General features: G+C 69.5%; 14 protein-coding genes. 4 read left to right on the top strand and 10 right to left on the bottom strand.

Annotated elements, in window-relative coordinates:
- Genes D3H34_RS18155 through D3H34_RS18130 form a run of 6 tightly spaced genes read right to left on the bottom strand, consistent with a single transcriptional unit; the run spans position 1 to position 5,877 of the window.
- Positions 1–1,371 carry an aldehyde dehydrogenase gene (locus D3H34_RS18155; protein ID WP_119555456.1) on the bottom strand — a complete coding sequence of 457 codons (1,371 nt, stop codon included), beginning with the start codon at positions 1,369–1,371 and terminating at the stop codon, positions 1–3.
- Between the two features lie 41 nt (positions 1,372–1,412).
- Positions 1,413–2,123 (bottom strand): ABC transporter ATP-binding protein, encoded by a 711-nt coding sequence (locus D3H34_RS18150; protein WP_119555454.1) that lies wholly within the window; start codon positions 2,121–2,123, stop codon positions 1,413–1,415.
- Entirely contained in the window at positions 2,120–2,884 is a 765-nt protein-coding gene (locus D3H34_RS18145; protein ID WP_119555452.1) for an ABC transporter ATP-binding protein, read from the bottom strand. The genes D3H34_RS18150 and D3H34_RS18145 overlap by 4 nt, the downstream gene beginning before the upstream one ends.
- Positions 2,881–3,807, bottom strand: a complete 927-nt coding sequence (locus D3H34_RS18140; protein ID WP_119555450.1) for a branched-chain amino acid ABC transporter permease — start codon at positions 3,805–3,807, stop codon at positions 2,881–2,883. Before D3H34_RS18140 ends, D3H34_RS18145 begins: the two co-directional genes overlap by 4 nt.
- Complete coding sequence (locus D3H34_RS18135) at positions 3,804–4,682, bottom strand: branched-chain amino acid ABC transporter permease (protein WP_119555448.1); 879 nt, start codon at positions 4,680–4,682, stop codon at positions 3,804–3,806. The genes D3H34_RS18140 and D3H34_RS18135 overlap by 4 nt, the downstream gene beginning before the upstream one ends.
- 4 nt (positions 4,683–4,686) lie before the next feature.
- Positions 4,687–5,877: an amino acid ABC transporter substrate-binding protein gene (locus tag D3H34_RS18130; RefSeq protein WP_119555446.1), complete on the bottom strand. Its 1,191-nt coding sequence runs from the start codon at positions 5,875–5,877 to the stop codon at positions 4,687–4,689.
- Between the two features lie 212 nt (positions 5,878–6,089).
- Here D3H34_RS18130 and D3H34_RS18125 point away from each other — a divergent pair, with 212 nt between their 5' ends.
- Positions 6,090–7,049, top strand: coding sequence for an AraC-like ligand-binding domain-containing protein (locus tag D3H34_RS18125; protein ID WP_119555444.1), 960 nt, complete (start codon positions 6,090–6,092; stop codon positions 7,047–7,049).
- Here D3H34_RS18125 and D3H34_RS18120 read toward each other — a convergent pair.
- Positions 7,021–7,959, bottom strand: coding sequence for a class I SAM-dependent methyltransferase (locus D3H34_RS18120; protein WP_119555442.1), 939 nt, complete (start codon positions 7,957–7,959; stop codon positions 7,021–7,023). The two genes, D3H34_RS18125 and D3H34_RS18120, sit on opposite strands and share 29 nt — an antisense overlap.
- A gap of 310 nt (positions 7,960–8,269) precedes the next feature.
- Here D3H34_RS18120 and D3H34_RS18115 point away from each other — a divergent pair, with 310 nt between their 5' ends.
- From D3H34_RS18115 to D3H34_RS18105, 3 genes are read left to right on the top strand one after another with little or no spacing between them, the layout of a single operon-like run.
- A complete protein-coding gene (locus D3H34_RS18115) occupies positions 8,270–9,826 on the top strand; it encodes a TerC family protein (protein WP_119555474.1) in 1,557 nt (518 codons plus the stop codon).
- A 17-nt stretch (positions 9,827–9,843) separates the two neighbouring features.
- Positions 9,844–10,467 (top strand): flavin reductase family protein, encoded by a 624-nt coding sequence (locus D3H34_RS18110; protein ID WP_119555441.1) that lies wholly within the window; start codon positions 9,844–9,846, stop codon positions 10,465–10,467.
- Positions 10,460–10,885, top strand: coding sequence for a hypothetical protein (locus tag D3H34_RS18105; RefSeq protein WP_119555439.1), 426 nt, complete (start codon positions 10,460–10,462; stop codon positions 10,883–10,885). Before D3H34_RS18110 ends, D3H34_RS18105 begins: the two co-directional genes overlap by 8 nt.
- Here D3H34_RS18105 and D3H34_RS18100 read toward each other — a convergent pair.
- The 3 genes from D3H34_RS18100 to paaZ are packed head-to-tail and all read right to left on the bottom strand — an operon-like array spanning position 10,866 to position 14,265.
- Positions 10,866–11,426 carry a methyltransferase family protein gene (locus D3H34_RS18100; protein WP_119555437.1) on the bottom strand — a complete coding sequence of 187 codons (561 nt, stop codon included), beginning with the start codon at positions 11,424–11,426 and terminating at the stop codon, positions 10,866–10,868. The genes D3H34_RS18105 and D3H34_RS18100 overlap by 20 nt on opposite strands.
- 29 nt (positions 11,427–11,455) lie before the next feature.
- Positions 11,456–12,214, bottom strand: a complete 759-nt coding sequence (locus tag D3H34_RS18095) for an SDR family NAD(P)-dependent oxidoreductase (RefSeq protein ID WP_119555435.1) — start codon at positions 12,212–12,214, stop codon at positions 11,456–11,458.
- A complete protein-coding gene (gene paaZ, locus D3H34_RS18090; protein ID WP_119555433.1) occupies positions 12,214–14,265 on the bottom strand; it encodes a phenylacetic acid degradation bifunctional protein PaaZ in 2,052 nt (683 codons plus the stop codon). Before paaZ ends, D3H34_RS18095 begins: the two co-directional genes overlap by 1 nt.
- Between the last annotated feature and the right edge of the window lie 57 nt (positions 14,266–14,322).

Genomic DNA, 14,322 nt, shown 5'->3' with positions numbered 1-14,322 from the left:
TCAGAGACAGTACCCCGACGACTTGACCCCCCCGAACGGCATCTGCGCCTCATCGTGCACCGTCGGCCCGTTGACATGGCAGATCCCCGCTTCGATGCGCTGCGCCACGTTCCATGCGCGCGCCACGTCGCGGCCGAACACGGCGGACGACAAACCGAACTCGTTGTCGTTGGCCACGGCCACGGCCTCTTCGACGCCGTTCACGCGCACGACGGCCTTCACCGGGCCGAAGGATTCCTCGCGGTAGATGTCCATCGCGGGCGTGACGTGGTCGAGCACGGTGGCGGGCATCAGCGTGTTCTGCGCCTTGCCGCCGCACACGAGCACGGCGCCCTTGGCGAGGGCGTCGTCGATCAGCGCGTTGCAGCGCTTCACGGTGCTCATGTCGACGACCGAACCGAGCACCACGGGGCCTTCGCGCGGGTCGCCCAGCGGCAGGGCCTGCGCGCGGGCGGCGAACTTCGAAACGAATTCGTCGGCGACGGCGTTGTCGACCACGAGGCGCTCGGTCGACATGCAGATCTGCCCCGAGTTCGCGAACGAGCCGAAGATGGCCGCGTTCACGGCCGCGTCGATGTCGGCGTCGTCGAGCACCACGAAGGGTGCCTTGCCGCCGAGTTCGAGCACGGCGGGCTTCAGGTGGGTGGCGCAGGTCTGCGCGATGAGGCGACCGACGCGCGTGGAGCCCGTGAAGTTGACGCGCCGCACGGCGGGGTGCGCGACCATGGCCTCGACCACGGCGCCCGCATCGGCCGGCGCGTTGGTCACGAAGTTGACGGTGCCCTTGGGCAGGCCGGCCTCGGCCAGCGACTCGATGATGAGCGCATGTGTCTCGGGGCACAGCTCGGAGCCCTTGAGCACGACGGTGTTGCCGCAGGCCAGTGGCGTGGCGATGGCGCGGGTGGCGAGGATCACGGGCGCGTTCCAGGGCGCGATGCCCAGCACGACGCCTGCGGCCTGCCGCACGCCCATGGCGAGGCTGCCGGGCACGTCGGACGGAATGACCTCTCCGGCGATCTGCGTGGTGAGCGACGCGGCTTCGGTGAGGATGCCGGCCGCCAAGTGCACGTTGAAGCCGGCCCACAGCGCCGAGGCGCCGGTCTCGCGCGCCATGGCCTGCACGAAGGCGTCGGCGCGCGCCTCGAGCGCGTGCGCAGCCTTCAGCAGCAGCGCGCGGCGTTCGTTGGGGCCGGTTTTCGACCAGGTGGCGAAGGCGCGCTGTGCGGCCTCGACAGCGGCGACGGCGTCGGCCGGCGTGGCGGCGGGGGCGCGTGTCGCGATGCCGCCGTCCAGCGGGTTGCGGCGCTCGAAGGTGGCGCCGCCGGTGGCGGCGCGGCGTTCGCCGTCGATGAGCATGGAGATGTCGGTCATGGGTGTCCTTTGCAAGGAAGAAAAGAGGAGGAGGTGTGTGTTCAGGCCACGCCCAGGTAGGCCTGGCGCACGGCGTCGGAATGCAGCAGCGCCTGCGCCTCGCCCGAGGCGACCACGCGTCCGCGTTCGAGCACGTAGCCGCGATCGGCGGCTTGCAGGGCCTTGCGCACGTTCTGTTCGACCATGAGCACGGTCACGCCCTGCGATGCGATGCGGCGCACGATGGCGAGCAGTTCGTCGACCATGCGTGGTGCGAGGCCGAGCGAGGGTTCGTCGAGCATCAGCAGGCGCGGGCCGCTCATCAGGGCGCGCGCCACCGCGACCATCTGCTGCTCGCCGCCGCTCATGGTGCCGGCGAGTTGCGCGGCGCGTTCCTTCAAGCGCGGAAAGTCGTCGAAGGCGCGCGCGAGGCGCTCGGCGCGCAGCCTGGCGGGAATGAGCCAGCCGCCGAGTTCAAGGTTCTCGGTGACGGTCATCTGAGGGAAGAGCTGGCGCCCTTCGGCGACGAGTGCCAGGCCGCGCCGCACGCAGGCGGTGGCGTCGCCCGAGGGCAGCGGCGCGCCGTCGAGCGTGACCTCGCCGGTGCGCGGCAGCAGCCCGGCGAGCGCCTTGAGCAGCGTGGTCTTGCCCGCGCCGTTGGGGCCGAGCACGACGGTCACGCCGGGTGTCACGTCGAGGTCCAGCCCCTGGATGACCTGGAAGCCGTGGTAGCCGGCCGAGAGGCCGCGCACATTCAGTTGCGTGCCGCTCATGCCGTGGCCTCCATCTCGTCGCCCAGGTAGGCCTCGACCACCTCGGCATTGCGCACGACCTCGGCGGGTGTGCCATCGGCGATCTTGCGGCCCTGGTGCAGCACCAGCACGCGTTCGACGTACTTCAGCAGCGTGGCCACGGCGTGCTCGATCCACACGACTGTGAGGCCGTGCTCGTCGCGCAGGCGGCGGATGCGCCGTGCCATGACGTCGACCTCCGCCTCGGTCAGGCCGGCGGCCACTTCGTCGAGCAGCAGCACGCGCGGCCGCGTGCCCAGCGCCATGCCGATCTCCAGCAGCCGCTGCTGCGAGGGCGTGACGTCGGCCGCGATGTGCGTCGCGAGCGCACCCAGGCCCAGCATGTCGAGGATCTCGCCGGTCGTGCCGAGTCCGGGAATGGGCGCACGGTGGCGCCCTGCGAACTGCATGCCGAAGCGCACGTTGTCTTCGAGCGTCATGTCGGCCATCACGCGCGGCGTCTGGAAGGTGCGTGCGATGCCGTGGGCGGCGTACAGGTGGGGGCCGCGCCGCGTGAGATCGATGCCGTTCTCGACGCGCAGCGTGCCCGAGGTCGGCATCACCACGCCGGAGATGGCGTTGAAGAAGGTGGTCTTGCCCGCGCCGTTGGGGCCGATGATGCCGACGATCTCGCCCGCATGCAGCGTGGCGCTGACCGCATCGACCGCGGTGAGGCCGCCGAAGCGCACGGTGAGCTCGCGCGCCTCCAGCAGCAGGGCGCCGGTGGTGTGTGGCGTGCTCATGGCCGCGCGCCTCCCGTCTTCTTGCGCTGCCACAGCGACGCGAGGCCGTTGGGCAGGTACATCACGCACAGGATCAGCAGCAGGCCCAGCACCATCATGTAGCCGTAGGGCAACTGCAGCCGCAGGGTTTCCGACAGCAGGCTGAACACGATGGCCGCGGCCACCGGGCCGCCGATGCTGGCGGCGCCGCCGATCATCGCGATCAGCACGGTCTGGAAGCCGATGAAGGGGCTGAACATGGCAGCGGGTTCGATGTAGGTCCAGCGCACGGCCATCGCTGCGCCCACTGCGCCAGCGAAGGCGGCGGTGAGCGCGAAGCCGGCGATCTTCACGCGGCGCGTGTCCACGCCCAGCGTCTGCGCGCGCTGCTCGTCGGCGCCGATGCCGGACAGCGCGAGGCCGAAGCGGCTGCGCTTCACCAGCAGTGCGGTGGCGATGGCTGCGCCCGCGATCGCCAGCACCGTGAGGTACACCGTCTCGTTCGAGGGCACGACCGTGAGCACGCGGCCCACCGTGCCCGAGACCTGCTTCTCGACGAAGGTCACGGCATGGCGGATCAGCTCGGTCATGCCGAAGGTCAGCACCGCGAAGTAGGTGCCGCGCAGATGCAGCACGGCCGCGCCCATCAGCACCGCCACCGCGCTCGCGATGGCCGCGCCGCAGAGGATGACCAACGGCCAGGGCAGCACTTCGAGCAGCGTGGCGCTCGCATACGCGCCCAGGCCGAAGAAGGCCGAGGTCGCGAGCGAGAGGTAGCGCGTGGCGCCGCAGAACAGCGACCAGCTCGTGGCCAGCGCGATGTACATCAGGCAGCCGAGCGCGACCGAGGCGATGAAGTCGCTCGCGATCCACGGCACGGCGGCGGCCAGCGCGAGGCCGATGCACAGAGCCCACCACGGCTTGTTGTGAGAAAGGGAATTCATTTGCGGGAGAACAGTCCGTTGGGCCGCCAGATCAGCACGCCGATGAACACGGCATACGACAGCAGCATCTTGAGCGAGGGGCTCGTGTAGTGCATGCCCAGCGCTTCGACCACGCCCAGCAGCAGGCCGCCGACCAGGCTGCCCGCGATGCTGCCGAAGCCGCCTAGGGTGATGACGATCAGCGCCGTCACGGTGTAGGGCTCGCCCATCGAGGGCGAGATCTCGTAGGTCATCGACAGCAGCGCACCGGCCACGCCCGAGAGGCCGAGGCCGATGCCGAACATCAGCGGATGCAGCCGCTTGGTGTTGATGCCGACCAGTTGCGCGCCGGTGGGCGACTGCATCAGCGCGCGCACCGCCTTGCCCAGCAGCGTGAGCTTGAGCAGCGCGATGAGCACGAGGCTCAGCGCCAGCGCCACGCCGAACAGCATCAGCTTGTTGGCCGTAAAGCGCATCTCGCCCAGTTGCACCGGGTCGGCCAGGTAGTCGTAGCCGCGCAGGTCGCCGCCCCACACGAGCAGGGCGGTGTTCTGCACGAAGAACATCAGGCCGAAGCCGACCATGAGGCTGCGTGCCTCGAACACGTCGACGTTCGGCGCGCGCGCCGCCACCTGCCGGAAGCACAGCCAGTGCACCGCCATGCCCAGCGCCATCAGCACCGCGAAGGCCACCGGCATGAACAAGAGCGGCGAGATGCCCCAGGTGGTATGCGCCCACCACGTCGCGAAGGCGCCGAGCATCAGGAACTCGCCGTGCGAGATGTTCATGATGCGCATCAGCCCGTACTGCAGGTTCAGGCCGATGGCGACCAGCGCATAGATGCCGCCCGTGATCAATCCGCCGGCCAGAAGCTCGGCCCATCCAGAGAACGACACGTTGTTATTTCCAGGCCGGCTTGGGCATCAGTTGCGCGGTGGCGCGGTCTTTCGGCCACACCACTTCGAAGTCGCTGCCTTGCCACTGCGACACGGTGCCGGGGATCGACGCGTTCTCGCTGCCCTCGAAGCGGATCGGCCCGAGGATGGTCTTGAACTCGTTCTTCGCGATCTGCTCGCGCAGCGCCTTGCGGTCCAGCCCCACCTTTTCCACCGCCTGCTGCAGGATCTGCAGGCCCGCCCACGCATGGCCGCTGGCCCAACGGTCGGGCTCCTTGCCGAACTTCTTCGTGTGCGCGTCGAAGTAGGCCTTGGCCTCGGGGCTGGTCTTGCCGTTCCACGAGCCCATGCCGATCACGCCTTCGGTGTTGGCCGCCATCACGTTCTTGTAGAGCTGGAAGGCCGTGCCCACCGAGGCGTAGAAGTACTTCGGGTTGAAGCCCACCTCGCGCGCCTGGCGGCTCGCGAGGATGGTGTCCGGCGGGTAGGTGATGCCGATGAAGGCGTCGGGGCTCAGGTCCTTCATGGTGCGCAGCACGGGCGCGAGGTCCTTCACGCCGAGCGGGTAGCTCTTGCGGTCGAGCACCTGGATTTGCGTCTTCTTCAGTGCGTTGTTCAGCGCGGCGAAGTTCTCCAGGCCGAACAGGTCGTCCATGTAGACGATGGTGATGGTCTTCACGTTCTGCGCCACCAGCATGTCGACCACCGCGCCCATCATCTTGTCGGGCTGCTGCAGCAGCGAGAAGAAGAAGGGCAGGCGCATGTCGATCAGCTTGCGCGAGAGCGCCGTGGGCGCCAGCAGCGGGTAGCCGAAGCGGTTGGCCAGCGGCGCGACCGCGAAGTTGGCGCCCGACCCCCACGGCGGCAGCACGAGGTCGACCTTGTCGCTGCCCATGAGCTTCTCGAAGGTGCGCACGCAGGTTTCGGTCTCGCTGCGATCGTCGTAGCCGATCAGCTCGATGGGGCGTTTGGTGCCCTTCACCGAGAGCCCGCCCGCGGCGTTGACCTGCTCGGCCCACAGCAGGTAGTTGGGCTCCTGACTCACCTGCGCGCCCGCGGCCCAGGGGCCGGTGCGGGCGATGGCGTAGCCGATGCGTACGGGGGCGGCTTGCGCGAATAGTTGCGGTGCGACGGCGGCCGCGCCCAGCGCGGTGGCCGTGCCCTGGATCCAGTGGCGGCGAGTCGGGTGAAGCATGAGGGTCTCCTTCCGGGCATTGGTATGCGCCCGCTGACCGGGATCGTAGAAACGGACGCCTTTGGCCGCTGTGCCTGCCGCGCACAAAGCACTTGACGCAGCGTGCAGGCGCCTAGTGGTTAACCCGCAAATCCGAGGGCCTTCCGGGCACTCCACAATGCGCGGCACCGCGGCTGTGTGCTGCAATCTTTCGTCTTCACCGCTTTCGCTTCATGACCGCGTCCCTGCTCCTGTCCACCGACGAGATCCCGCCGAAGGAGCGCGGGCCGCTGTGGTGCGAGTGGGTGTGGCGCCACTTCGGCGGGCTGGGTTCCGACCTGTATGGCGACAGCGATTTCGACGGCCACCTCGCGGCCTCGCATGCGGGCGACGTGATCCTCACGCGGCTGGAGGCCAACCGGCATCGTGTCCTGCGCACCTCGGAGATGGCGCGCCTGAGCGATGCGGCCTACCTGAAGATCGTCGCGCCCTGGCAGGGCTCGGCCGAGGTCACGCAGCGTGGGCGCGCGGCGGCGGTGCGCGCGGGCGGCTGGACGCTGTACGACACCACGCTCGACTACACGGTGGCCAATCCCGAGCGCAGCGACCACCTCATCGTGATGCTGCCGAAAGACCAGATCGCCTCGCCCGCGCTGCCGCTGGGCGACCTCGTGGCGCGGCGCATCGGCGGCGACAGCGGCATCTCGCGCGTGGCCCTGGAGACCATGCGCAACACCTACCTGGAGCTGCCGAACATGAGCGAGGCGGCGGCGCGCGGCGCGGGCGAGCTGTTGATCCAACTCGTGCGTTTGTCGCTCATGGAGCTCGCGGGCCAGAGCACCGCGCAGACCCAGCGCGAGGCGCTGAAAGACCGCATCCACCGCCACGTGGCGCAGAACCTGCGCGACCCGGCGCTGTCGATCGACGGCATGGCGCTCGCACTGCGATGCAGCAAGCGCCTTTTGCACCAGGCTTTCGAGGGCGACGACGACACCCTCACCGGCTACATCCAGCACCAGCGGCTGGCCGCCAGCATCCGTGACCTGATCGACCCCGCGAACGCCGCGCGCTCGATCACCGACATCGCACTGGGCGCAGGCTTCGGCAACCTCTCGCACTTCAGCCGCGTGTTCCGCGCGCACACGGGCGGCAGCCCGAGCGAGTTCAGGCGGCAGGCGACGCTGCCGCGCTGACGACGCGCGCATGCGCGATATGCGCCGCGCCGGCGGGCCGCAGGCCGTTGCGTCCGACGGGGTCGTAGCGCGCCAGAGCTGCATGGCCGTCGAGGTCTTCGAGCAGGTCGAGTCCGGTGCCGCGCAGCAGCGCCGGCAGCGCTTGCGGATCGAAACCCGACAGGAACTCTTCACCCACGGCGGCCACGTCGCTGCGCAGTTTCTGGAAAGCCTCCGCGCCCTCAGACCCGGGGCGCAGCGCGGCCTCGTCGATGTAGGTGAAGACCAGTTCGCTGCCTGGTGCCGTGTGGGCGGTGCAGCTGGTGATGTCGCGTAGCGCGGCGAGGTTGGCCTCGCGCGTCAGGTACACCGTGACGCCGAGCCACGAGAAGAAGGTCGGCCGCGCGGCGTCGAAAGAGGAGCGCGCGAGCGCCGCGCCCAGGCTTTCCGTCGACAGGTCGGCCTCGACGAAATGCACCGATGCGGACGGCGGCACGCCGCAGGCCGCGAGGCACTGGCGCTTCAACTGCTGCGTAGCGGGGTGATCGACCTCGTAGATGTCCAGTCGATGTGCCCAGGCGGGGACACGGCACACGAAGCTGTCGAAGCCTGCGCCGATGAGCACATATTGCGCGATGCCGCGTGCGACCGCATCTTTCAGCGCGTCTTCCGTGTAGCGCGAGCGCAGGATCACGTCGGCATACGCGGCATTGGCGCGCATCGCGGCATCGAGCACGGCGTCCGGCGGCAGCGTGGCTGCCGCGGGGCCCAGCCGTTCCAGCGCGCGCTGGCGGAAGGCGGCACGCACGGTGTCGGGCACGAGGCGGTCGCCCCAGGTGTCGTCCAGCAGCGGGGCGGGATCGGCGCGCGAATGGACGGCGCGCATCAGCGAGGTGGCGAGGGCGGTGCGGCTGGCTTGCGAAGGATTCACGTATCGGGCTCCGGTGTGGCGGGACGCGAAGTGTCGGGCTGCGCGAGGCCTCTGTACAGTGCTGTTCGCGGGCCAAAGCCCTTTGCTGAAGACCGTGAAAAGCCGGGCGCGGCGATTGCGTTCGGTAGACTGGCGGCCAGATGTCCTCCTCCGAGCCTCCCAGTAGGTCGCTGGCCTGCGCCAGCTTTCCTTCGCCGCGTTGCGTCACGCATCCCGTCTTCGCCACGCACCGCCCTCCCGCTTTCTTCCCGTCGCCCGACATGGCTTGCCCCATGCCGGGCCGCACGCGCTTGCGCGCCTTCCTCCCATGATGGAACTGCTCACCGACCCGGCCGCCTGGATCGGTCTCCTGACGCTGGTCGTCCTGGAGATCGTGCTGGGCATTGACAACCTCATCTTCATCGCGATCCTTGCGGAGAAGCTGCCTCCGCACCAGCGCGACAAGGCGCGGCTCATCGGCCTGAGCCTGGCGCTGCTGATGCGGCTGGCGCTGCTGTCGATCGTCTCGTGGCTGGTCACGCTGACCACGCCGCTGTTCAGCGTGTTCGGCCAGGGTTTCTCGGGGCGCGACCTGATCCTGCTGCTGGGTGGCCTGTTCCTGCTGTTCAAGGCCACGGCCGAGCTGCACGAGCGGCTGGAGGGGGTGACGCACACACCGAGCGGCTCGACGGTCTACGCGAGCTTCGGGCTGGTCGTCGCGCAGATCGTGGTGCTCGACGCCGTGTTCTCGCTCGACGCGGTCATCACCGCCGTGGGCATGGTCGACGACCTGCCGGTGATGATGGCGGCCGTCATCATCTCCATCGTCATCATGCTGTGGGCCTCGAAGCCGCTCACGCGCTTCGTCAACGCGCACCCGACGGTGGTGGTGCTGTGCCTGAGCTTCCTGCTGATGATCGGCCTGAGCCTCGTGGCCGAGGGCCTGGGCTTCCACATTCCCAAGGGCTACCTGTACGGCGCCATCGGCTTCTCCGTGATGATCGAGGCGCTGAACCAGTGGGCCAAGCGCAATGCGCTGCGCCACGAGGCGCGCCGGCCGCTGCGCGAGCGCACGGCCGAGTCGGTGCTGCGGCTGCTCGGCGGCCGGGCCCCCGGGGAGCCGCTTCCTGCGGGTGACGCGGCTGGCGATACGCAGGCGGTGCCGGCCTTCGCCCTCGAGGAGCGCAACATGGTGAGCGGCGTGCTGTCGCTGGCCGAGCGCAACGTGCGCTCGGTGATGACGCCGCGCGCCGACATCTCGTGGGTCGACCTGAACGACGATCCCGAGGCCGTGCGCGAGCAACTGCTCGACACGCCGCACGGCATCTTCCCCGTGTGCCGTGGCTCGCTCGACGAGGTGGTCGGCGTGGCGCGCGCCAAGGACCTGCTGGGCCAGCTGCTGCGCCACGGCCGCATCGACGAGAGCGGCGGCCTGCGCGCGCCGATCTACGTGCCCGAATCGACCACGGCCATCCGCCTCATCGACACGCTGCGCGGTGCACGCGGGCAGCTCGCGCTGGTGAACGACGAGCACGGCACGCTCACCGGCGTGGTCACGCCCATCGACGTACTGGAGGCCATCGCGGGCGAGTTCCCCGACGAGGATGAGACGCTGGAGATCCAGCAGACCGCGCCCGACGCCTGGACCGTGTCCGGCAGTGCCGACCTGCACCTGCTGGAGCAGGCACTGCAGACTGACGGACTCGTGAGCGACGACGACAGCTACACCTCGGTGGCGGGCTTTCTGCTGGCGCGTTTCGGCGGGTTGCCGCCCGCGCAGGCGGCCTGGGTGCACGACGGGTACGATTTCGTCGTGACCGATGTCGATGCGCAGCGCATCCGCACGGTCGAAGTCCGTCGCCGTCCCGTGGACGAACCCGAAACCTGATCGAACGGTCTCTCCTCATGAACAACGCATCGCACCGCCGGCCCGTGCCGCTCGAGAAGGCCTACCGTCTGATGAACCACGGCCCGACCGTGCTCGTGAGCGCCGCGCACGACGGCCGGCGCAACATCATGGCCGCCGCCTGGGCGATGCCGCTGGATTTCGCGCCGCCCAAGGTGGCGGTCGTGCTCGACAAGAGCACCTGGACGCGCGTGCTGCTCGAAGGCGCGGGCAGCTTCGCGTTGCAGGTGCCCACGCGCGCGCAGCTCGACCTGACCGAGGCGCTGGGCAACAGCTCGGGCCGCGAGATCGCCGAGCGCGACGGCAGCGACAAGTTCGCCGCCTACGGCCTCTCGACCTTCGCAGGCGAGGCCACCGGTGCGCCGCTGCTCGAAGGCTGCGCGGCCTGGCTCGAATGCCGGCTGCTGCCCGAGGCGCACATCCAGGAACGCTACGACCTGTTCCTGGGCGAGGTGATCGCGGCGCAGGCCGATGCACGCGTGTTCTCGAGCGGGCGCTGGCACTTCGAGGGCCACGACGAGCTGCGCACGCTGCATCATGTGGCGGGCGGGCACTTCATCGTGGATGGCGACGCGGTCGATGCGCAGCCGCTGCCGCTGATGCACCAGAAGCCGCATGCCTGACCTGATGCAGATCTTCACCGTCGTGGGCTTCGGCCTCATGGGGCTGATGGCGGCGACGATGGTGTCGCTGGGCCTTGCCGCACTATGGACGTGGCGCGACTGGCCCGGTGCCGACTGGCTGACCGACCTCGCCGCGCGGCTGGCGATCCTGCAATGGGCGGTGGGGGGCTGCGTGCTGATCGCCGGCGGGCTCTTCGTGCTCGGGCTGGCCTTCTGGATGACCTTCCTCAGTGCCAAGCCGCTGCCGGGCACATGGGCCGGACTGGCTGGCTACGTGGCCATGCGGCTCTTCATGCTGGTGTTCGCGGGCTTCGTGATCTTCAAGGGCTGGAGCGTGCTGGCGGCCTGGCGGGGTGCGCAGAAGGAGACCGGGGCGGCGCCCGACGCCGGGCCCGGCGCTACAGCACGAAAGGAATGAAGCGCCGCGTGCCGCGCATGTACGCGCGGTAGTCGTCGCCGAAGTGCGCGATGCATTCCTTCTCGTCGCGCAGCGCCGTCAGGAACAGAAACAGCGTGGCCGCGAGCACCAGCGCGAGTGTGACCCAAGTGAACTGCTTGAGGAACGCGCCCCAGGCCAGCAGCATGAGCGCGGTGTACATCGGGTGGCGGATGTAGCGGAAGGCGCCGGTGGTCACCAGTGCCGAGGTCTTTTCGAAACCATAGAGCGCCGGGTCGTCGTTGCGCGCGTCGCTCGGCTTGCCCTGCGCCTTGAGCAGCCGCACCGCATGGATGGGCAGCCAGATCGACAGCGCCAGCAGCACGCACGAGATCAGCTGCGTGGCCGAGAGCGGATCGACATGCCACACCGGCAGGTTCAGCACGATCAGCACCAGCATGCATTCCCACGCGAAGAAGCGGTAGAAGCCGTGGGAGCCGGGCTGGCTCAGCGGGCCGCGCGACACGTACAGCAGCGCGGCCGTGCCGGCGACGAAGAGAAAGAGCTGGAACCAGAGGAGCATGGCGGCCGAATTTACACGGCCCGCGTGGCTCAGCCGGAGATCGAAAACCCGCCGTCGACCGGGATGGCGGTGCCGGTCACGTAGTCCGATGCGGGGCTTGCCAGGAACACGGCAGTGCCCGCGATGTCCGAGGGCTGGCCCCAGCGGCCGGCGGCGGCGCGGGCTTTCACGCGCTCGTACAGGCCCGGGATCTGGTTGCGCGCGCCGTCGGTCAGCTCGGTCTCGAACCAGCCGGGAAGGATGGCGTTGACCTGGATGTGGTCGGCTGCCCACGAGAGCGCGGTCGACTTGGTGAGCTGCACGATGCCGGCCTTGCTCGCCGCGTAGGCCGGCGCGTAGGGCGCGCCGAAGATCGACATCATCGAGCCGATGTTGATGATCTTGCCGCCGCCCGCGGCCTTCAGGTGCGGGTGCGCGGCGCGGCTGCACAGGAAGGCGCTGGTGAGGTTGGTGTCCATCACCTGGTGCCACTCGGCCAGCGCGAGCTGGTCGACCGGCTTGCGCACCGTGGTGCCGGCGTTGTTGACGAGGATGTCGAGCCGGCCGCAACGCGCCACGACCTCGTCGAAGGCCTGCTGCACCGAGGCTTCGTCGGTCACATCGAGCGCGAGGGCAAAGCTGTCGCTGCCCAAGGCCTTCAGCGATTCGACCGCGGCGGCCGATTTCTGTGCGTTGCGCGCCGCGACGATGACGCGGGCACCGGCTTTCGCCAGGCCCTGTGCCATGCCGAGGCCGATGCCGCCGTTGCCGCCGGTGACGAGTGCGACTTTGCCTGTGAGATCGAACATCAGGGTGTGGTGGGTTTCTTGGAGACGAGCGTCAGGATATCGTAGCTCGCGACCAGTTCGCCGAGCTGGTTCGTCACCTCCACGTCCCAGGCCACCACGCCCTGGCCCTGGCCGCTGGCGTCCTTCTTGTTTCGGTCGATCTTGCGCTTGCAGGTCAGGCGCGCCTGGATGGTGTCGCCGATGCCCACGGGCTTCACGAAGCGCAGCGTGTCCAGGCCGTAGTTGGCCAGCACCGGGCCGGGCGAGGGCGAGACGAACAGGCCCGCGGCGGCCGACAGCACGAAGTAGCCGTGCGCGATGCGCTTGCCGAAGGGCGATGCCTTGGCCGCCTCTTCGTCGAAGTGCATGTAGAAGTAGTCGCCCGAGATGCCGCCGAAGGCGACGATGTCGGCCTCGCCCACGGTGCGGCGGTGCGTGAGCAGCGAATCGCCGATCTGCAGTTCCTCGAAGTAACGGCGGAAGGGATGCACCTCGCTCTCGCGCAGCGCGGCGCCGCGCACGTGCTCACCGGTGACGGCCGCGAGCATGGTGGGCGAACCCTGCAGTGCGGCGCGCTGCAGGTAGTGCTTCACGGCGCGCAAGCCGCCGAGTTCTTCGCCGCCGCCCGCGCGGCCCGGGCCGCCGTGCTTCAGCGGCGGCAGCGGCGAGCCGTGGCCGGTCGATTCGGCGGCGGCCTCACGGTCGAGCACCAGCAGGCGGCCGTGCCATGCGGCGGCGACGGGGATCGCCTTGGCGGCGATGGCCGGATCGCGCGTGACGAGCGTGCCCACGAGGCTGCCCTTGCCGCGCGCGGCGAGCGCCAGCGCCTCGTCGATGCCGTCGTAGGGCATCAGCGTGCTGACGGGACCGAAGGCCTCGACGTCGTGCGCTGCATCGTGTTCGAGCGGCTTGCGGCTCAAGAGCAGCGTGGGCGCGAAGAACGCGCCGTCGGCCACGCCGTCGCCCACGGGCGAGAAGCCGTCGCGCGCGCCGTACACCAGCTCGGCGCCCTGCAGCAGCGTGGCGACGCGCTCGGCCACGTCGGCCTGCTGGTCGCGCGAGGCGAGGGCGCCCATGCGCACGTCTTCACGCAAGGGGTCACCGATGACGGTCTTGGCGAGGCGTGCGCGCAGCTTCTCGGCCACGGCATCGAGGTGCTGGCGCGGCACGATCGCGCGGCGGATCGCCGTGCACTTCTGGCCGGCCTTGATGGTCATCTCGCGCGCCACTTCCTTCACGAAGAGGTCGAACTCCTCGTCGTCGGGCGTGACGTCGGGCGCTAGGATCGCGCAGTTGAGCGAGTCGGCTTCGGCATTGAACGGGATCGACTGGCGCACGAGGTTCGGGTGCACGCGCAGCTTGGCAGCCGTGTCGGCCGAGCCGGTGAAGGTGACGACGTCGGGGCCTTCGAGGCGGTCGAGCAGGTCGCCCGTGCTGCCGATCACCAGCTGCAGCGCGCCCTCGGGCAGGATGCCAGACTGCACGATGAGCCGCACGGCCGCTTCGGTGAGGTAGCTGGTGGCCGTGGCCGGCTTGCCGATGCAGGGCATGCCGGCGAGGAAGCTGGGCGCGAACTTCTCGAGCAGGCCCCACACCGGGAAGTTGAAGGCGTTGATGTGCACCGCCACGCCGCCGCGCGGCACCAGGATGTGCGTGCCCGCGAAGCCGCCCTTCTTGCCGAGCGGGAAGGCCGGGCCTTCATGCACGAGGTTGCCCGAGGGCAGTTCGTTGGTGCCGATGCCGGCGTAGGCGCTGAGCGTGCCGGCGCCTCCTTCGATGTCGATCCAGCTGTCGGCGCGCGTGGCGCCGGTGTGGGCGGAGATCGCGTAGAGCGTCTCCTTGTTCGCCGCGAGGAACTTGGCCAGCGCCTTCAGCCGCTCGGCGCGCTGCTGGAAGTCGAGCTTCATCAGCGCCGGGATGCCGACGCGGCGCGCATGGGCCAGCGCCTCGGCGAAGTCGATGGCCTCGGCGTGCGTGCTCGCAACGGCCTGGCCGTTGACGGCGCTGCGCAGTTGCTGCGCGGCCTGCTGGCCGATCCAGCGGCCGGCGATGTAGCTTTGAAGGGTGGTCATGGCGCGTGTCCTTTGAAGAGGGAAGGCGCAGCGGCGAGGAGCGCGCGCTGCGCGGGA

The organism is Acidovorax cavernicola, from assembly GCF_003581445.1.
This window is presented reverse-complemented; position numbering and strand designations above follow the sequence as displayed.